An 18,304-nucleotide genomic window follows, 5' to 3' on the forward strand; every position below is an offset into this window, starting at 1 on the left:
GCTCAGATCCGCTCGATGATGGTGCCGGTGGCCATCGCGCCGCCGCAGCACATCGCGATGAGGGCCGTCGACGCGTCCCGGCGCTCCAGCTCGTGCAGCGCGGTGGTGATGAGGCGGGCGCCGGTGGAGCCGACCGGATGTCCGAGCGCGATGGCGCCGCCGTTGACGTTGACCTTGTCCGGGTCGGGGCCGATGACCTGCTGCCAGGACAGCACGACGGAGGCGAAGGCCTCGTTGACCTCGAACAGGTCGATGTCGCTCAGCGAGCGGCCGGAGCGCTCGAGCACGCGCTCGGTGGCGCGGATCGGGCCGTCGAGGTGGTAGTACGGCTCTCCGCCGACGAGGGCCTGCGAGACGATCCGGGCGCGCGGCTTCAGGCCGAGCGCGGCGGCGCGGTCGGAGTCCATGAGCAGGACGGCGGCGGCACCGTCGGAGACCTGGGAGGAGGTTCCCGCGGTGTGCCGGCCCCCGTCGAGCATGGGCTTGAGCTTGGCGAGGCCCTCCGCGGTGCTCTCGCGCGGCCCCTGGTCGCGGGAGACCTCGATCGTCTCGCCGGTGGGCGCACCGTCGGCCATGGCGGGCGCCTTGAGCGAGACGACCTCGCGGTCGAAGCGACCCTCCTGCCAGGCCTGCAGGGCCTTGCGCTGGGAAGCGAGGCCGAAGGCGTCGATGTCCTCGCGGGTGAGGCCGCGGCGCTCGGCGATCCGCTCGGCGGCGAGGAACTGGTTGGGCATGTCGATGGTCCACGACGGGGGTCGGGAGTTGCCGAGGCCCTCCGGCCGGTTCGCGCCCAGCGGGATGCGACTCATGGACTCGACGCCGCACGAGACGCCGACCTCGATCGCGTCGGTGGCGATGAGACCCGCGATCAGGCCCGTGGCCTGCTGCGCGGAGCCGCACTGCGCGTCGATCGTGGTGGCGCCGGTCAGCTCGGGCAGGCCGGCGTTGAGCCAGGCCGTGCGCGTGATGTTCCCGGCCTGCTCGCCGGCCTGGGTGACGTTACCGCCGATGATCTGCTCGACCTGCGCGGCGTCGACGCCTGCGTGCTCGAGGAGTGCGGTGACGGTGCCACCGAGGAGCTCGGCGGGATGCAGTCCGCTCAGCCAGCCGCCCCGCTTGCCGATGGGGCTGCGGACGGCGTCGACGATGACGGGGATGCCCATATCGATCGTTCCTCACATTCTCGGCTCGCCCCGATTGGGTAGAGCACGTTCTCGATTGTGGCGCCGATCTCCGGCTCTGTCGAGCCTCATGCGGTGGCGCCGCGACTGGTTCGTCCCTGTGTAACTGCTGTGCAACCAGCGTCCTTCGCAATCTAGCTCACGAGCGGACGGTCTGTGCTTCAATGAGTAGAACATGTTTCAGATACGCCTGGCCAGAGACCGGGTGGAGACGCTTGAGGAGGCGGCGTGAGCGTGCACTTCCCCGCGGGGTTCGATTTCACCAGCCCCGACCTGTGGTCGGAGCGGCGGCCCGAGGCAGAATTCGCCGAGCTGCGGCGATCGGCGCCGGTCTGGTGGCAGGACATACCGCCCGGCACCACGGGGTTCGATGACGGTGGCTTCTGGGTGGTGTCCAAGCTGGAGGACATCAAGGCCATCTCGCGGAACCCGAAGCAGTACTCCAACTGGGAGAACGGCGCGATCGTCCGGTTCGGTCCCGAGATCGAGCGCGAGCAGATCGACATGCAGCGGATGCTGCTGCTCAACATGGACCCGCCGCAGCACACCAAGACGCGGCGCATCATCTCGCGGGGATTCACCCCGAAGGCGGTGCAGTCCCTGCACGACGCGCTGGCAGAGCGGGCCGAGCAGATCGTGCACGAGGCCCGCAAGGCGGGCGGCGGCGACTTCGTCGAGCAGGTCGCCAGCGAGCTGCCGCTGCAGGCGATCGCCGAGTTGCTCGGCGTGCCGCAGGAGGACCGCAAGAAGCTCTTCGACTGGTCGAACTCGATGATGGCCTACGACGACCCCGAGTTCGAGGGCGACTACCTCACCGCGATGACCGAGTTCACCGGCTACTCGTGGAACCTCGCGGAGGAGCGCCGGAAGTGTCCGATGGACGACATCGTGACCACGCTCGTACAGGCGGACATCGACGGCGACGGACTCGGCAGTGACGAGTTCGCCTTCTTCGTGCTGCTCCTCGCCGTCGCCGGCAACGAGACCACCCGCAACGCCATCAGCCACGGCATGAAGGCCTTCGTCGACCACCCCGATCAGTGGGAGATCTACAAGGAGCAGCGACCGCGCACCGCCCCCGACGAGATCGTGCGTTGGGCGACGCCGGTGTCGGTGTTCCAGCGGACCGCGCTCGAGGACGTCCAGCTCGGTGAGCAGACGATCAAGAAGGGGCAGCGCGTGGCGCTGTTCTACGCCTCGGCGAACTTCGACGAGGACGCCTTCGAGGATCCGTACACGTTCAACATCCTGCGCGATCCGAACCCGCACGTCGGATTCGGCGGCTCCGGCACCCACCACTGCGTGGGCGCGAACCTCGCTCGGCTGGAGATGGACCTCATGTTCAAGGCCATCGCGGACGTCATGCCGAACCTGCGCGAGCTGGAGCCCCCGCAGCGCCTGCGGTCCGGCTGGCTCAACGGCATCAAGCATTGGAAGGTCGCCTACGAGTAGCGATGCACCCACGTCGAAGCCCCCGGGAATCTCCCGGGGGCTTCGTCGTGGTGCGGGCCGGAAACCGGTGGCTTCTGGGTGGGCCCACGGGTTAGCGTGGCGGGGTGAGCACACCGGAATCGCATGAGGAAGGGGTCGCCGGTCCCGCCGCCGACCCCGTGCAGAACCGCGCCCTCGCGCGCTGATCCGCGGGCCCGAGTCGGCCGCGGCGACCGGAGACGATCCCTCGTTTCCCTCGTCCCAGGAGTGCCCCGTGCCTCGACTCGTCCTGTTCCTCGCCCTCGCCGTCTTCGCGATGGGTACCTCCGAATTCATGCTCGCCGGGGTGTTGCCGGCTCTCGCCGCGGACCTCGCCGTTACCCCGTCCACCGCGGGGAGCCTGGTCTCCGCCTTCGCGGTGGGGATGGTCGTCGGTGCCCCGGTCACCGCTGCGCTCGCGCGACGGTGGCCGCCCCGCTCAGCTTTGCTCGGCTTCCTTGTGGTGTTCGCGATGGCGCACGTCGTCGGTGCGCTGACGGCATCCCTTCCGGTGCTGCTCGGGACCCGCGTGATGGCGGCGTTCGCGAACGCGGGCTTCCTCGCGGTGGCGTTCACCGTGGCCGCGGCGGCCGTCGGGCCCGAGCGGCGGGCGCGAGCGCTGTCGATGCTGCTCGCCGGGACCACCATCGCCATGGTCGCGGGCGTCCCGGCAGGTGCGGCCGTCGGTGCCGTGGCGGGGTGGCGCGCCCTGTTCTGGGCGGTCGCAGTGCTGTGCGTGCCGCCCTTCCTCGCGATCCTCGGAGCGGCTTCCCTCGATCCCGTCGGCGGCGGGCGCCGTTCGCTCCGAAAGGAACTCGTCGCGCTGTGCGACGGCCGGACTGCCACTGTGCTCGTCCTCACCGCACTGGTGAACGCGGGCACCTTCGGCGCCCTGACCTACCTCGCAGTCCCGGTGGAGGAAGTGCTGTCGGTGGCGTGGATCCCGCTGGTGCTGATGCTGTTCGGGGCGGGCGCGTGCGTCGGAGTCGCGATCGTCGGTCGGATTGCAGACGCCCGACCCCGGACGCTCCTCGCTGCGGGCGCGCCGCTCCTGGTGGGGGCTTGGGCGGTGCTCGCCGTCGGCGGCGGAGCGCCGCTCGTCCTGCTGGTGATCGTGCCCCTGGCCGGTCTGCTCGCCTTCGCCGTCGGCGGGACCCTGATCGCCCTCGCGATCGGTTCCGCCGCGGATGCCGCGCCGACAATGGCCGGCTCGTACGCGACGGCCGCGCTCAATGTGGGCGCGGTGGTGGGTCCCGTCGGCGCAGGTGCCGCCCTCACCGGCTTCGGAGGGATCGCGGGGCCCGCGGGTTTCGCCGCGGCAGTCGTGGCCGCGGCGATGGTGGGAGGCGCGGTGTTGCTCCGGAGGGCCTGACGCCCGGTGTCAGGCCGGCTTGTCCGCGCCCACCAGCCCATCGAGAGGTATGGGGAACGCTGCCGGGCGTCAGGCCGGCTTGTCCGCACCCACCAGCCACATCGAGAGGTATGGGGAACGCTGCCGGGCGTCAGGCGGGCTTGTCCGCGCCCACCAACCACATCGAAAAATACTGCGAGCCGCCGCCGTAGGCATGGCCGAGGGCGGTGCGGGCACCGTCGACCTGGTAGTCCCCGGCCCGCCCCATGACCTGCTTCGCGGCCTCGGCGAAGCGGATCATGCCGGACGCGCCGATGGGGTTGGAGGAGAGCACGCCACCCGACGGATTCACGGGCAGTTCCCCGCCGATCTCGGTACCGCCGGACTCGGTGAGCTTCCACCCCTCGCCCTCCGGGACGAATCCGAGGTTCTCCAGCCACATCGGCTCGAACCAGGAGAAGGGCACGTAGATCTCGGCGGCGTCGACCTGGCGCAGGGGATCGGTGATCCCGGCGTCGCGCCACAGGGCGGCCGCGGCGTCCTGGCCCGCGCGGGGGCTGACGTGCTCGCGGCCCGCGTAGGCGAGGGGCTCGGTGCGCATCGCGGTCGCGAGCACCCAGCCGACGCGGTTGCCGGTGGCCGCCTCCGATGCGGCGGCCGCCTCCTCGTCGCCGAGCACGATGGCGCAGGCGCCGTCGGACGACGGGCACGTCTCGTCGAAGCGGATGGGGTCCCACAGCATCTGGGACGCCTGCACGGACTCGAGCGTGATGTCGGGCTGGTGCAGGTGCGCCAGCGGGTTCCGCGCGCCGTTGCGTCGGTCCTTCACCGCCACCATCGCACCGATGTGCGAGGGCGCGCCCGAGCGCCGGATGTAGGAGCGGACGTGCGGGGCGAAGTAGCCGCCCGCGCCGGCGCCGACGGGCACCGTGAACGGAACCGGGATCGACAGCGCCCACATGGCGTTCGACTCCGACTGCTTCTCCCACGCCACCGTCAGCACGCGCTTGTGCACGCCCGACTTGATCAGGGCCGCGGCGACGGCGGCCGTCGAACCGCCGACCGAGCCGGCGGTGTGCACGCGCAGCAGGGGTTTGCCCACGGCGCCGAGCGCATCGGCGAGGAACAGCTCGGGCATCATGACGCCCTCGAACATGTCGGGCGCCTTGCCGATCACGATGGCGTCGATGTCCGCCATGGTGGTGCCGGAATCGAGCAGCGCGGCGTCGACGGCTTCGCGGATCATGCCGGCCATCGAGACATCGGTGCGCTTGGCGCGGTGACGGGTCTGGCCCGTTCCGAGTACGGCGGTGGGCTTGCCCATCACTTGGCCTCCATCACGGCGATCAGGTTCTGCTGCAGGGCGTGTCCACCCGTGGCGTGGGCCAGGACGCGTTCCGCGTCGCCGTTCCACACCGCGCGGGCGGCCTCGCCGATCCGGGCGAGGCCCGCGGAGAACATCGGGTTCCCCACGAGCGCACCGCCGGACGGGTTGATCCGCACGTCGTCATCGAGCCCGATGGCCTTGCGCAGGATCAGTTCCTGGTGCGTGAACGGCGCGTGCAGCTCGGCGAGCTGCACGCCGTCCGCTCCGGCGGCGCGGGCCGCGGCGGTGGTCGACGGGGAGAGGGTGAGATCGCGCGAGCCCAGTGCGGGCGAGTCGATCCGGTGCTCGAGACCGGTGATGAACGCGGGGTTCTTCCGGATCTCGCGGGCACGGTCCGCCGAGGCCAGGATCGCGACCGCGGCGCCGTCGGTGACGGGCGCGATGTCGTGGCGGCGCAGCGGATCCGCCCACAGCGGCTCGCCCAGCAACGACTCCGCGTCGACGGTGCGCGACACCTGCGCCGCGGGGTTCGCCGTCGCGTCGGTGAGGCTGCGCGCGGCGACCGCGGCCATGTCGGCCTCGGTCCACGCGCCGGAGTCGATGCCCGCGCGGGCCTGCAGCGCGGCGACCGACACCGAATCGGGCCACAGCGGCGCGACGGTGTACGGGTCGAGTTGCATGGTCAGCGTGCGACGCAGCACGCCGGCGGAGGACTTGCCGAAGCCGTAGACGAGGGCTGTGTCGATCTCGCCGGTGCGGATCTTCACCCACGCCTCGTACAGCGCCCACGCGGCGTCCATCTCCACGTGCGACTCGTTGATCGGCGGCACGGCGCCGATGGAGTCGATCGCGGCGATGAACGAGAACGCGCGTCCCGCGAGGTAGTCCGACGAGCCGGAGCACCAGAATCCGATGTCGGACTTGGTGAGACCGGTCTGGGCGAAGACGTCGGCGAACAGCGGGATCAGCATCTCCACGCCGTTGGTGGTGGTCTGGGCGGCGCGCAGCCAGGGGGTGGCGGCGTAGCCGACGACGGCGACGGAGCCGTCCGGATCGGTGCAGGTGCGTGTGCTCACAGGTGCTTCTCGTAACTGGAGTAGGGGGCGTCCGGCTCACCGGTCGGTTCGAAGTGCGAGATGTTGCCGGGACTCTCGGTCCACTCCTCGCGCGGCTTCCAGGTGGCCCGCACCCGCATGCCCATCCGCACCTCGGACGGGTCGCAGCCGAGGACGAGGTGGAGGAACGGGATATCGGCGCCGTCGATCAGCACGTAGGCGGCGACGTACGGCGGCTTGATCCGCTGCCCCTGGAAGGGCACGTTGACCACGCAGAAGGTGGTGACCACGCCGGTGTCCGGCAGGTCGACCTCCTCGGTGGTGGGGATGCCGTCGATCGGGCAGGCGTTGCGCGGCGGGACGTAGACGTTGCCGCACGTCCCGCACCGCTGGCCCAGCAGCCGGCCCTCGGCGAGGGCCTGCAGGTACCGGGTCTCCGGCACGGACGCGGAGTGCTCGAGGCGCAGCGCGACCGGGGTGACGAGGACCCCGATCGGGTCGCCCGACGGTGCGGCGAGCTCGGGGACGCCGTCGCCCTCTCCGGGAACGAAGTGCGTGATGTCGCCGATCGCGCCGGTCGTCTCTGCGGCCCAGCAGGCGTGCACCCGCATGCCGGTCGAGATGTGCTCGGGGCCGGCGACGTCGACGGCGTGCAGGAGCGAGGTATCGGCACCGTCGAGCCTGATGAGGGCGTACGCGAAGGGCCGGTCGAAGGGCTGCCCGTCGACCGGGTGCGCGTTCCAGCTCCAGCTGGTCACCGTGCCGGTGTCGGAGACGGGAACGATCTCGCTGAGGGCGGCCGTGGTGTCGGGATCGAACTCCAGCGGGGGCACGTGCACCCGCCCGGCCGCGTCCCGCGTGCCGACGATGCGGCGCTCGCGGAGGTTCGTCATGAACGCGCCCAGGACCGGTCCGAGCGACCGGGTGTAGTCGAAGGACAGGTGCATCGGCGCCGAGAGGGTCTGCGGTTCTGCGGTCACCTCACGAGTGAAACATGTTCTAACTTTTTGGCGCAAGGGTATCCCGGAAACGGCGATCAGCCCTTACCGTGGAAACAGTTACTACCGCGTTCCGCGTCGGTATTCCCGCAACGATCCACGAGGTGTTCCATGGACGATCTGCACCGCGAGCCGCTGGCCGGCGACATCCTGCTCGGCTCCCTCGCCGCCTACCCGGACCGCGTCGCCGTCCACGTCACCGGACCCGACGGTGACTCCGTGCTGACCTACGCGCAGGTGCGCGACGAGGTCAGTCGCTACGCGCAGGCGTACGCCTCCGTCGGGCTCGGCGTGGGCAGCCCCGTCGCGATGCTCTCGGGCAACCGGCACGAGGTGCTGATCGCCCAGTCCACCAACCTGATCACCGGCGTCCGCTTCGCGGCGCTGCACCCGATGGGCTCGCTCGACGATCACGTCTACGTCATGGAGGACGCGGGGATCGAGACGCTGATCTACGACCCGCGGCTGTACGAGCAGCGCGCCGCGGACCTGCGGGATCGGGTGCCGGGGCTGAAAACGCTGCTCTCCCTGGGTCCCACGGAGGCTGGTGTCGATCTCACCGCCGTCGCGGCCGGCTTCGAGCCCGGACCGCTCGCCGCACACACCGCCGACCCGTCGTCGACCGCGAGCCTCGCGTACACCGGTGGCACCACAGGCAAGAGCAAGGGCGTCATGCTCAGCTACTCGGGCGGCGCGGCGCTGCTGCGCATTCAGCGCACGGAATGGGAATGGCCGGAGGAGATCCGGTTCCTGGTGTGCGCCCCGCTCAGCCACGCCGGCGGTGCCTTCTGGAACCCGACCTCGATGGCCGGCGGCTCGATGGTCGTGCTGCCCCGGTTCGAGCCGGAGGCCGTGCTGGCGGCGATCGAGAAGTACCGGATCACCGCGACGATGCTGGTGCCCACCATGATCTACGCGCTGCTGGACCACCCGAAGTTCGGCGACTACGACCTCTCCAGTCTGGAGACCGTCTTCTACGGCGCGTCCGCGATCTCGCCGACCCGGTTGACAGAGGCGATCGAGCGCATCGGGCCCGTGTTCTTCCAGTTCTACGGCCAGGCCGAGTGCCCCATGACGATCTCCGTGCTGCGCCGCGGCGACCACGATCCGTCGAAGCCGGAGCGGTTGGCGAGCTGCGGCAAGCCCGTCCCGTGGGTGAACGTCGCCCTACTCGACGATGCGGGGCGCCCCGTCGAACCCGGTGCGCCGGGGGAGATCTGCGTGCGGGGGCCCCTGGTGATGCAGGGCTACCTGAACAAGCCGGAGCAGACCGCCGAGGCCACCGAGCACGGCTGGCTGCACACGGGCGACGTCGGCCGGTTCGACGACGAGGGCTACCTCTACATCGTCGATCGGAAGAAGGACATGGTGGTCACCGGCGGCTTCAACGTCTTCCCGCGCGAGGTCGAGGACGTGATCTCGACGCACCCGTCCGTCGCCTCCGTGGCGGTGATCGGCGTGCCCGACGAGAAGTGGGGCGAGGCGGTCAAGGCCGTCGTGGTGCCGCGCGCCGGCGCGACCGTCGATGTCGAGGAGCTGCGCGACCTGGTCCGCGACCGCAAGGGCGCCGTCTACACCCCGAAGACCGTCGACCTCGTCGAGTCCATCCCCGTCAGCCCGCTCGGCAAGCCGGACAAGAAGGCCCTCCGCGCCCAGTACGCCTGATCACTGGAATTGAACGACGTTCTGGAGAGCAAACCCGCAGGTCGGATTCTCCAGAACGTCGTGCAATCGCCGCGGCGAAGCGGGTCAGCGGCCCTCGAAGACCGGGGTGCGCTTCTCGGCGAAGGCGCGCGGGCCCTCCTTGGCGTCGCGGGAGAGGAACACGGGCAGGCCCTCCTTCGCGTCGATCGCGAAGGCCTCCTCCTCGTGCATGCCCTCGGTGGCGCGCATGGTGCGCAGCATCGCCTGCACCGCCAGGGGGCCGTTCGCGTTGATCAGCTCGGCCAGCTCCAGCGCCTTGTCCAGCGCGCCACCGTCGGGTACGACGTGGCCGATCAGCCCGTACTCCTTGGCCTCCGCCGCGGTGATGTGCCGGCCGGTGAGCAGCAGGTCCGCCGCCACCGTGTACGGGATCTGCCGCGGCAGCCGGACGGCGGAGCCGCCCATCGGGTAGAGGCTCCACTTCGCCTCGGAGACGCCGAACTTCGCGCTCTCGCCCGCGACGCGGATGTCGGTGCCCTGCAGGATCTCCGTGCCGCCGGCGATCGCGGCGCCCTCGACCGCGGCGATGAGCGGCTTGCCGGGTCGGCGGCCCTTGATCAGGCCGGGGATCCGGGCCGGGTCGAAGGCGCTGCCCTCCTTCATGGCCTCGCCGGGGTTCGACTTCGCCATGTTCTTCAGGTCCGCCCCGGCGCAGAACGCGCCGCCTGCGCCGGTGAGCACCGCGCTGCGGATCTCGGGGTCGGCGTCGATGCGGTCCCACGCGTCGCTGAGGATCTGCAGCATCTCGCCGGTGAGCGCGTTCTTGCGTTCCGGCCGGTTCATCGTGATGAGCAGCGTGTGGCCGCGCTGCTCGACGATCGCGTGCGGGGCGTCATCGGTCATGGCGAAAGCTCCTGGTTCGAGGATCCTCACCGAGACGAGGATCGGCAATTGCGGGAATCCGCTTCCTCGAACAGTAACAGGTTCTAGTTTGGAGGAAAGAAGTCTTCAGGAGGATTCATGCGCACACCCCTGTGCGAGGACCTGGGCATCCAGTACCCGGTCATCGCTTTCACCCCGTCGGAGCACGTGGCCGCGGCGGTCTCCCGGGCCGGCGGCCTCGGCGTCCTCGGCTGCGTCCGGTTCAACGACCCCGACGAGCTCGACACCGTCCTCGACTGGATGGACGCCAACACCGACGGCCGGCCCTACGGCGTCGACATCGTCATGCCCAACAAGGTGCCCACCGAGGGCAGCGCGGGCGATCTCACCGAGCTCATCCCCGAGGAGCACCGGGCCTTCGTCGAGCGGACGCTGCGCGAGCTCGGCGTGCCGGAGCTGCCCGACGGTGCCGCCGGCGCGGGCGTGCTCGGCTGGCTGCACTCGGTGGCCCGCTCGCACGTCGACGTCGCGCTCAAGCATCGGATCGCGTTGATCGCCAACGCCCTCGGCTCGCCGCCGAAGGACGTTATCGATGCCGCGCACGAGCACGGCGTCAAGGTCGCCGCGCTCGCCGGCCGCGCCAAGCACGCCCGCGCCCACGTCGACAACGGCGTCGACATCGTCATCGCGCAGGGCTACGAGGCGGGCGGCCACACCGGCGAGATCGCGTCGATGGTGCTGCTCCCGGAGATCGTCGACGAGGTGGGCGAGGACGCGACCGTCGTCGCGGCGGGCGGCATCGGCTCCGGGCGGCAGATCGCCGCCGCCCTGGCGCTGGGCGCCGAGGGGGTGTGGATGGGGTCCTACTGGCTCACCACCACCGAGTACCTCGAGACGCACACGAAATCGCAGACCATGCAGGACGCCCTGGTCGCCGCGACGAGCGCCGACACCGTGCGCACCCGGATCTTCTCCGGCAAGCCCGCCCGCCTGCTCAAGACCCGGTGGACGCAGGCCTGGGAGCAGCCGGGCGCACCGTCGGCCCTGCCCATGCCCCTGCAGAACCTACTGGTGGGGGAGGCGCACAGCCGGATCCACGCCTCGGGCGATCCGTCGGTCGTCGCCATGCCGGTGGGGCAGATCGTCGGCCGGATGAACGCCGTGCGCCCCGTCGCCGAGATCATGGCGGAGCTCGTCGGTGACTTCGAGGATGCCGTCGACCGCCTGAACCTGGCACGCTGACCCCATGGGAACGAATCAGCGCGGCACGATCCAGATGACCGAGGCGGAGATCGGGGACTTCCTCGAGCGCAGCCGCACCGCCACCATCGCCACCCTGGGCGCGAGCGGGGCGCCGCACCTCGTCGCCATGTGGTACGCCGTGATCGACGGCGACCTGTGGATCGAGACGAAGGCCAAGTCGCAGAAGGTCGTGAACCTGCGCCGCAATCCCGTCATGAGCGCCTCGATCGAGGCCGGGCAGTCGTACGACCAGCTGCGCGGTGTCACCATCGAGGGCACCGCCGAGATCGTCGAGGACGAGGCGACGGTGCGCGCGGTCTGCGAGCAGGTCTACGAGCGCTACTTCGGTCCGTACTCCGAGGAGCTCAAGCCGGCGATCGACGAGATGATGAAGAAGCGCGTCGCGGTGCGCCTGCGCGGCGGCCGCGTGCGCTCCTGGGACCACCGCAAGCTCGGCATGCCCGAACTGCCGGTCGGCGGAAGCACTGCGGCGTACCTGTAGGGGCGGATGATGCCCGGATCGCATGCGCAGTCGGACGACGCCGACGGCTTCGTCGAGATCAGCCCCTGCGTCGGGGGGCTCGTGCGGACCTGGTCGGACGACGGTTCCTCGCGCCTCTGGTCGGTGCCCGACGATGCCTGGCTCCGCGAGGTCCAGGGGACGGGCCGCATCGGCCGGGTCGCCCGCAAGGAGGGCCGGTACCGCGAGGCGGCCCGGCTGTCCGAGGCCGACGGTGCGCTCCTCGTGCGGCCCCGCGTCCCGCTCCGAGCGGGCGACGGGAGCCTCACGATGGAGGCGCAGTCCATCGCCCTCGCGCCGGAGAAACGGTCCTCCCGCTCGACCTTCGAGGACTTCCGCGAGGTGCTGACCCGGGCGGTCGAGCACTGCGCCGCCACCGACGAGTACCTCGTGGTCGAACGCGGCGCGCGCGACGCGAAGCGCGAGCCGTTCTGCCTGTTCGCGGTGCTCCCGGCGGGCGCCGAGCCCGGCGTCTTCGTCACCGTGGTCGAGACCGCGCCCCCGCCGCGGGACTCCGACCTCTGGGCGCCCTACATCGACGAGTGGGACCGGACCGCGACGATCAGCGCACCGTCGAGCCCGGAGACCGTGGCGACCGCCCCGACCGTGATGATCGAGGCGATCAGCCGCTGGGAGGCGGACCCCTGGGACCTCGCTTTCACGTTCGGGCGTCGTTGACGCTCAGCCCCGGGCGGCGTCGACCAGGGCGCGCAGTGTGGGCTCGTCGCGCACGCCGCTGAACAGCACCGTCGTGACGGGGGAGTCCCGCCACAGCGCGAGGCGTTCGGCGATCCGGTCGATCGGCCCGAGGAGGGCGATGGAGTCGGCGAGCTCGTCCGGGACCGCGCCGATGGCGCCCGCGCGGTCGCCGGCGAGGAACTTCTCCTGCACCGCCACCGCGGCATCGGCGAAGCCGAGCCGCCCGATGAGGTCGAGGTGGAAGTTCGTCGACTTGTGGCCCATGCCGCCGATGTAGAAGGCGAGTGGGATCTTCGCCTGGGTCAGGGCGGCGTCGAGGTCGTCGGAGACGATCACCGAGACGGTCGCGGCGATCTCGAAGTCCGCGGAGCGGCCGGCGAGGGATTCGCCGAAGACGGTCTCGACCTGCTGCGGATCGACGAACAGCGGAAGCCAGCCGTCGGCGATCTCGGTCGACAGCGCGACGTTCTTCGGCCCCTCCGCGCCGAGGAAGATCGGGATCCGCGGCCGCACGGGCAGGGCGATGGATTTCAGCGGCTTGCCCAGTCCGGTGCCACCCGGCAGGGGTAGTGGGTAGTGCGGGCCCGCGCTGGTCACGGGCTCCTCCCGGGCGATCACCTGGCGCACGATGTCGACGTACTCGCGCGTGCGGGCGAGCGGCTTGGGGAAGGGGTTCCCGTACCAGCCCTCGGCGACCTGCGGCCCGGAGGCGCCGAGGCCGAGCACCATGCGGCCGCCGGAGAGGCCGTCGATCGTCAGGGCGTGCATGGCGGTCGCGGTGGGCGTCCGGGCGGGGATCTGGGCCACGGCGGTGCCCAGCTTGATCCGCTTCGTCCGGGCCCCGTACCAGGCCAGCGTCGAGAAGGCGTCGGAGCCGTAGGCCTCGGCGGTGAAGACGTAGTCGTAGCCGAGATCGTCGGCCGCGACCACGGCCGCGGTGTGGTCCTCCGGCCCACGGGTCCAGTAGCCGAGGTTGATGCCCAGATTGAGATCGTTGACCATTCCTCGAATCTAGAACAAGTTCTAGGGTTTGGGTTACAGTTCGGTATGGCTTCGCCCACGCAGATCGACAGCACCCTGCCCGCGCGCATCACCGATGAGCTCATCGAGCGCCTCACCGCGCTGGTGGTGGCCGACGGCAGCCGCGAACAGTTCGCCATGACCGAGGTGTTCACGGGCGCGGGCATCGGTGCCCTCCCGCAGTCCACCCCGAGCGACGTGGTCGCCGCCTTCGCCACCGCACGGGAGGCGCAGCGGGAGTGGGCGCAGCGGCCCCTCGAGGACCGGCTCGCCGTCTTCCGTCGCCTGCACGAGCTGATCCTCGAGAACAACGAGCTGCTCGTCGATCTCATCCAGAGCGGCACGGGCAAGAACCGGCGGATGGCCTTCGAGGAGTCCTGCGACGTCCCGATGGTGATCAGCCATTACCTCAAATCCGCGCCCAAGCTGCTCCGTTCGCGCCGCCGCGGCGGCCCCGTCCCCGTGGTGAGCAACTCCGTCGAACTGCACCGGCCCAAGGGCGTCATCGGTGTCATCGCGCCGTGGAACTTCCCCTTCGCGATGGCGCTCTCCGACGCGATCCCCGCCCTCATCGCCGGCAACGGCGTCGTCCTCAAGCCCGACAACAAGACCGCTCTCGCCGCCCTCTACGGCGTCGAACTGCTGCGCCGCGCCGGCGCGCCGGAGGGCCTGTTCCAGGTGGTCTGCGGCCAGGGGCCGGACGTCGGCCCGGCCCTCATCGACGAGTCGGACTTCGTCATGTTCACCGGCTCGTCCGCCACCGGCGTCACCGTCGGCGAGCGGGCCGGGCGCAACCTCATCGGGTGCAGCCTCGAGCTCGGCGGCAAGAACCCGATGATCGTGCTCGACGACGTCGACCTCGACGAGGCCATCCCGTCGGCGATCTTCGCGGTCTTCGCCAATGCCGGCCAGGCGTGCATGCACATCGAGCGGATGTACGTGCACGAGAAGATCTACGACGAGTTCTCCCGCCGGTTCGTCGCCGCGGCGGGCGCCCTCAAGCTGGGCGCGACCTACGACTACGAGCCCGACATGGGCTCGCTCGCCTCGCCGGACCAGCTGCGCCGGGTCTCCGCGCACGTCGAGGACGCGCGGGCCAAAGGCGCCACCGTGCTGTGCGGCGGGCGGGAGCGCACCGACGTGGGCCCCGCCTTCTACGCGCCGACGATCCTGACCGGCGTCACCCCGGACATGCACCTCGCCTCCGCCGAGACCTTCGGACCGGTCGTCGCCCTGTTCCGGTACTCGAGCGACGACGAGGCGATCCGCCTCGCCAACGACACCCGCTACGGCCTCAACGCCAGCGTGTGGGGCAAGGACCTGCGCCGCGCGGCGCGGATCGGGGCGCAGCTCGAGGCGGGCAACGTCAACGTCAACGACGGCTTCGCGGCCTCCTTCGCGAGCAAGGGCACCCCGTCGGGCGGCTGGAAGGCGTCGGGCGTGGGCGTGCGCCACGGCGACGCGGGCCTGCTCAAGTACACCGACACCACCAATCTCGCGACCCTGAAGCAGCAGGTGTACAACCCGCGTCCGGGGCAGAGCTACGAGCAGTACGCCCAGCAGACCAAGCAGGTCCTGCGCTGGATGCGCAAGCTGCGCATCCGCTGATCGGGCCACCGCGACCGCGGACCGGCGGACCGTCCGCGACTACGCTGGCCGGGTGCACGACGGCAGCGCCCCCGACGACGCGGCGATGATCGGCGTCCTCGGACCGGTCGTCGCCGGCGGTCGGCCCGTGCCCGGAGTCCGGGCCCGGCGGCTCCTCGTCGCCCTGGTGCTCGCCGACGGTCGCCCGGTCAGTGCCGACCGTCTCGTCGACGAGGTGTGGGGCGACGCCCCGCCCAAGTCGCCGAACGCCGCGTTGCACACGCAGATCTCGCGCGTCCGTGCGCTCATCCGGCCCGCCGTCCTCGAGGCCGTGGCCGGCGGCTACCGCCTCGACGCGGACTCCGACCTCGCCCGGGCCGAGGCCGCCCTCCGCGATCGGGGCGACGAGGCGCGGGCCCTGCGCCTGTGGCGCGGAACCCCGGCCGGCGACCTGGACGACGGTGGGCCCGCTGACGAGCTCGCGAGGCGCGCGGCCGCCGTCTTCGACCGGCTCGAGGCGCGGCGGGCCGCCGCGGCGCTGGCCGCCGGCGACTTCGACGCGGCGCACGCGATCGCCGAGCGACGCATCGCCGCCGACCCGCTCGACGAGCCCGCCCGGGTGATCCTCATGCGCTCGCTCGCCGGATCCGGCCGGACCGCCGAGGCCCTCGCCGCCTACGCGGATCTGCGGCGTACGTCGATCACCGAGTTGGGCACCGAGCCGGGCGAGGAGGCGGCGCGCCTGCACCGCGAGCTCCTGGCGGGGACCGCCCCGGCGCCGTCGAAGCCCGAACGGGCGGCCGCCGTGGGACTTCCGGCGGAGATCACGCCGCTCGTCGGGCGCGCCGCGGAGGTCGCCGACCTGGTCCGCCTGGTCGACGAGGCGCGGGTCGTCACCGTGCTCGGGCCGGGCGGCGTGGGGAAGACCCGCATCGCCGAGGCGGTCGGCGCCGCCGTCGCGGACGCCGGTACTGCGGTCTACTACGTCCCCCTCGCGGCGGTCCGATCTGCGGCGGGCGTGCTGCCGGCCGTCTCCCGCGGTCTCGGCCTGGCGGAGTCGGACCTCGGCGCGGACGGCATGCCGCGCAGGGCGATCCGGGACCTGGGTGCGCGCGTCCTGGAGGCGCTGGGGCGACGCCGTTGCCTGGTCGTCCTCGACAACTGCGAGCAGGTCGTGGACGCCTGCGCCGACGTGGTGGCCGACCTCGTGGCCGGGGCGCCCGGCGTCACGGTGCTCGCGACCAGCCGCTCGCCCCTGCAGATCCGGGCGGAGCGGGTGTACCCGCTACCCGTCCTGGCGACCGCCGGTGCGGGCTCCGCCGCGGTCGAGCTGTTCACGCAGCGCGCCCGCGCCGTGCGTCCCGACGTGTCGCTGCCGGAGGACGCCGTCGGCGAGCTGTGCCGCCGACTGGACGGCCTACCGCTGGCGATCGAGCTCGCCGCGGCGCGGGTCCGCACCCTGAGCGTGGAGGAGATCACCGACCGGCTGGAACGGCGTTTCGCGCTGTTGCGCTCCGCCGACCGGTCCGCACCCGACCGCCATCGCACCCTGCACGCGGTGATCGAATGGAGTTGGGACCTTCTGGAACCCGACGCGCAGCTCGCCCTGCGTCGCCTGTGCCGCTTCCCCGCGGGATTCGACACCGGGGCCGCGGCCACGACCACGGGGCTGGATCCGGTCGCGCTCGACGACGCGCTGATCTCGCTCGCGAACCAGTCCCTCGTGCACGTCGCGGAGAGTGCGGGCCGTACCCGCTACCGGATGCTCGAGACGGTGCGCGAGTTCGGCGAGGAGCGGCTCATGGAGGCGCCGCCGTCCGCCGACGGCACACCCGAGAGCCGTCTCGTGGACCTGGCGATGGCGTCCTGGGCCGCCGCCCTCGCCTCCGGCATGTGGCGCGAATACCGTTCCGTCGGTGGTCATGCGGTGATCGGACGTCTCGCGGACGACCTCGAGAACCTGGCATTCGTGCTCCGCGGAGCCGTGGACGCACTCGACGCCGGCGACCGCGACGCTGTGTGGACGGTGATCCGGGTCTTCCCGCTGCTCGCGGGCCTGTGGTCGATGCGGAGCCTGCACGCGCAGGTGCAGGAACTGGGCATCCGGATCGTCCACGCCCTCCCCGACCCGCGGGAGGCGCTGGCCGCAGGGCTCGCGGACGAGGACCGCGAGCTGTGGCAGGCGACGGTGCTCGCGGCCTGCGCCGCGCCCGGGGCGGATCCGACGTCGCGGCACGTCGCGCGGGGACGCACCACGATCCGCCGGCTGCACCGGCCGGAGCGGACGCTGCTCGACCCGGCCGACTACTTCAGCGCCTTCTTCCTGCAGCGTTCGGTGTACGGACTTCTCCGGCTCGTGCTCGCCGGGGTGACCTCGCCCGCGGACGACGTCCGCCTGCACGCCCTGGCGGCGCGGATGAACCTGCGGGAGAACTGCGGTGATCTGGCGGGCGCCCTGGAGGACTCCGCCGCGATCGGCGCGATCGGCGAGCCGGGCGACGCCTGGACGGAGGCGATGCTCGCGATGAGCACTGCGAGCATCTTCGGCCAGCAGACCCGCTGGGAGGAGGCGGAGCGGCGCTACCGTACGGCCGCGGAGAAGCTGGCCTCGATCGGTGCCGACGAGGACGCGAAGCAGGCGATGGCGTACCTGGTCGCGAGCCTGTGCTCGCTCGGCCGGATCGACGACGCGGAGGCGCTGCAGCGCACCCTGCAGGGGGCCTGGCTGCCCTCGGAACCCGATCCGGACGGCGGGCCCGAGGTCGTGGCCGCGACGATGATCGGGGCCGCCGAGCTGGCGCGGCTGCAGGGTGCGCCCGACGCGGACCTGTACCGGCGGGCGGGCGGGCTGCTGGTGCGCCGGATCCCCAACGGCAGCAGGGACCCCGGCGGCGAGATGCTGGTCGCGATCGCACTGCTCGGCGTCGTGGCGTGCGGCGCGCCGGAGACCGGAGGAGAGCTCGTCTCGGCGCTGATCGCCGGCGACGAGGCCATGTTCGGGATCACCGGCTACTGGGACCTGCCCCAGGCGGCGACGATGGCGCTCGCCGTCGGCGCCCACCTGGTGGCGACGGATCCGGCGTCCGAGGAGGCCGCGATCATGGTGGGCCTCGCTCGCAGACTCCGTGCGCGCCAGGACTATCCGGTCATGCACGAGACGATGCAGCGGCTCGCCGTTCCGCCGGAGGGCGCACCGGAGGCGGCGTGGCGCGCGCAGGCCGAGCGCATCGCCGGGCTGTCCCGGTCGCGGGCGGTCCGGCTCCTGCGCGACACCACCGCCGCGCTCCGCCGGACGGCGTAGCGCGGCGGGTGGGTGCCGACGGGTGCT

Annotated in this window: 14 protein-coding genes; 8 read left to right on the plus strand and 6 right to left on the minus strand. The window is 71.6% G+C overall.

Annotated elements, in window-relative coordinates:
- Positions 1-2 precede the first annotated feature (2 nt).
- Positions 3-1,163 carry a steroid 3-ketoacyl-CoA thiolase gene (locus ACLQ3K_RS07570; protein ID WP_425998266.1) on the minus strand — a complete coding sequence of 387 codons (1,161 nt, stop codon included), beginning with the start codon at positions 1,161-1,163 and terminating at the stop codon, positions 3-5.
- 246 nt (positions 1,164-1,409) lie between these two features.
- Here ACLQ3K_RS07570 and ACLQ3K_RS07575 point away from each other — a divergent pair, with 246 nt between their 5' ends.
- Together ACLQ3K_RS07575 and ACLQ3K_RS07580 are read left to right on the plus strand one after the other, a co-directional pair.
- A complete protein-coding gene (locus ACLQ3K_RS07575) occupies positions 1,410-2,633 on the plus strand; it encodes a cytochrome P450 (RefSeq protein ID WP_224645357.1) in 1,224 nt (407 codons plus the stop codon).
- A gap of 253 nt (positions 2,634-2,886) precedes the next feature.
- Complete coding sequence (locus ACLQ3K_RS07580; RefSeq protein ID WP_425998268.1) at positions 2,887-4,023, plus strand: MFS transporter; 1,137 nt, start codon at positions 2,887-2,889, stop codon at positions 4,021-4,023.
- A 130-nt stretch (positions 4,024-4,153) separates the two neighbouring features.
- Here ACLQ3K_RS07580 and ACLQ3K_RS07585 read toward each other — a convergent pair whose 3' ends face one another.
- Genes ACLQ3K_RS07585 through ACLQ3K_RS07595 form a run of 3 tightly spaced genes read right to left on the minus strand, consistent with a single transcriptional unit; the run spans position 4,154 to position 7,331 of the window.
- A complete protein-coding gene (locus tag ACLQ3K_RS07585; RefSeq protein ID WP_425998270.1) occupies positions 4,154-5,326 on the minus strand; it encodes a thiolase domain-containing protein in 1,173 nt (390 codons plus the stop codon).
- The gene (locus ACLQ3K_RS07590) at positions 5,326-6,405 is read right to left on the minus strand and encodes a thiolase domain-containing protein (RefSeq protein ID WP_425998272.1); all 1,080 of its coding nucleotides are present in this window, start codon (positions 6,403-6,405) and stop codon (positions 5,326-5,328) included. The genes ACLQ3K_RS07585 and ACLQ3K_RS07590 overlap by 1 nt, the downstream gene beginning before the upstream one ends.
- Positions 6,402-7,331, minus strand: a complete 930-nt coding sequence (locus tag ACLQ3K_RS07595; RefSeq protein WP_425998963.1) for a Zn-ribbon domain-containing OB-fold protein — start codon at positions 7,329-7,331, stop codon at positions 6,402-6,404. Before ACLQ3K_RS07595 ends, ACLQ3K_RS07590 begins: the two co-directional genes overlap by 4 nt.
- A gap of 162 nt (positions 7,332-7,493) precedes the next feature.
- Between ACLQ3K_RS07595 and ACLQ3K_RS07600 the strand changes: the two genes are divergently transcribed.
- Positions 7,494-9,047 carry an AMP-binding protein gene (locus tag ACLQ3K_RS07600; RefSeq protein ID WP_425998274.1) on the plus strand — a complete coding sequence of 518 codons (1,554 nt, stop codon included), beginning with the start codon at positions 7,494-7,496 and terminating at the stop codon, positions 9,045-9,047.
- Positions 9,048-9,131: 84 nt separating this feature from the next.
- Here ACLQ3K_RS07600 and ACLQ3K_RS07605 read toward each other — a convergent pair whose 3' ends face one another.
- Positions 9,132-9,929, minus strand: coding sequence for a crotonase/enoyl-CoA hydratase family protein (locus ACLQ3K_RS07605; protein ID WP_425998276.1), 798 nt, complete (start codon positions 9,927-9,929; stop codon positions 9,132-9,134).
- Between the two features lie 117 nt (positions 9,930-10,046).
- Between ACLQ3K_RS07605 and ACLQ3K_RS07610 the strand changes: the two genes are divergently transcribed.
- The 3 genes from ACLQ3K_RS07610 to ACLQ3K_RS07620 are packed head-to-tail and all read left to right on the plus strand — an operon-like array spanning position 10,047 to position 12,348.
- Positions 10,047-11,150, plus strand: a complete 1,104-nt coding sequence (locus tag ACLQ3K_RS07610; protein ID WP_425998278.1) for an NAD(P)H-dependent flavin oxidoreductase — start codon at positions 10,047-10,049, stop codon at positions 11,148-11,150.
- A 4-nt stretch (positions 11,151-11,154) separates the two neighbouring features.
- On the plus strand, positions 11,155-11,652 hold the full coding sequence (locus tag ACLQ3K_RS07615; RefSeq protein WP_425998280.1) for a pyridoxamine 5'-phosphate oxidase family protein: 498 nt from the start codon (positions 11,155-11,157) through the stop codon (positions 11,650-11,652).
- 9 nt (positions 11,653-11,661) lie between these two features.
- Positions 11,662-12,348 (plus strand): hypothetical protein, encoded by a 687-nt coding sequence (locus ACLQ3K_RS07620; protein ID WP_425998282.1) that lies wholly within the window; start codon positions 11,662-11,664, stop codon positions 12,346-12,348.
- Positions 12,349-12,351: 3 nt separating this feature from the next.
- Here ACLQ3K_RS07620 and ACLQ3K_RS07625 read toward each other — a convergent pair whose 3' ends face one another.
- A complete protein-coding gene (locus ACLQ3K_RS07625) occupies positions 12,352-13,371 on the minus strand; it encodes an LLM class F420-dependent oxidoreductase (protein ID WP_425998284.1) in 1,020 nt (339 codons plus the stop codon).
- A 45-nt stretch (positions 13,372-13,416) separates the two neighbouring features.
- Here ACLQ3K_RS07625 and ACLQ3K_RS07630 point away from each other — a divergent pair, with 45 nt between their 5' ends.
- Both ACLQ3K_RS07630 and ACLQ3K_RS07635 read left to right on the plus strand, forming a co-directional pair.
- Positions 13,417-14,997: a succinic semialdehyde dehydrogenase gene (locus ACLQ3K_RS07630; RefSeq protein ID WP_425998286.1), complete on the plus strand. Its 1,581-nt coding sequence runs from the start codon at positions 13,417-13,419 to the stop codon at positions 14,995-14,997.
- A gap of 52 nt (positions 14,998-15,049) precedes the next feature.
- A complete protein-coding gene (locus ACLQ3K_RS07635; RefSeq protein ID WP_425998288.1) occupies positions 15,050-18,277 on the plus strand; it encodes a BTAD domain-containing putative transcriptional regulator in 3,228 nt (1,075 codons plus the stop codon).
- The last annotated feature ends 27 nt before the right edge of the window (positions 18,278-18,304 follow it).

It is taken from the genome of Tsukamurella sp. DT100 (assembly GCF_049844855.1).
In the GTDB taxonomy this organism is placed as follows: domain Bacteria; phylum Actinomycetota; class Actinomycetes; order Mycobacteriales; family Mycobacteriaceae; genus Tsukamurella.

Coding starts and splice junctions, on each gene's coding strand:
- ACLQ3K_RS07570 (WP_425998266.1), bottom strand. CDS start 1,163: ATGGGCATCCCCGTCATCGTCGACGCCGTCCGCAGCCCCATCGGCAAG.
- ACLQ3K_RS07585 (WP_425998270.1), bottom strand. CDS start 5,326: ATGGGCAAGCCCACCGCCGTACTCGGAACGGGCCAGACCCGTCACCGC.
- ACLQ3K_RS07595 (WP_425998963.1), bottom strand. CDS start 7,331: ATGCACCTGTCCTTCGACTACACCCGGTCGCTCGGACCGGTCCTGGGC.
- ACLQ3K_RS07600 (WP_425998274.1), top strand. CDS start 7,494: ATGGACGATCTGCACCGCGAGCCGCTGGCCGGCGACATCCTGCTCGGC.
- ACLQ3K_RS07605 (WP_425998276.1), bottom strand. CDS start 9,929: ATGACCGATGACGCCCCGCACGCGATCGTCGAGCAGCGCGGCCACACG.
- ACLQ3K_RS07610 (WP_425998278.1), top strand. CDS start 10,047: ATGCGCACACCCCTGTGCGAGGACCTGGGCATCCAGTACCCGGTCATC.
- ACLQ3K_RS07615 (WP_425998280.1), top strand. CDS start 11,155: ATGGGAACGAATCAGCGCGGCACGATCCAGATGACCGAGGCGGAGATC.
- ACLQ3K_RS07620 (WP_425998282.1), top strand. CDS start 11,662: ATGCCCGGATCGCATGCGCAGTCGGACGACGCCGACGGCTTCGTCGAG.
- ACLQ3K_RS07625 (WP_425998284.1), bottom strand. CDS start 13,371: ATGGTCAACGATCTCAATCTGGGCATCAACCTCGGCTACTGGACCCGT.
- ACLQ3K_RS07630 (WP_425998286.1), top strand. CDS start 13,417: ATGGCTTCGCCCACGCAGATCGACAGCACCCTGCCCGCGCGCATCACC.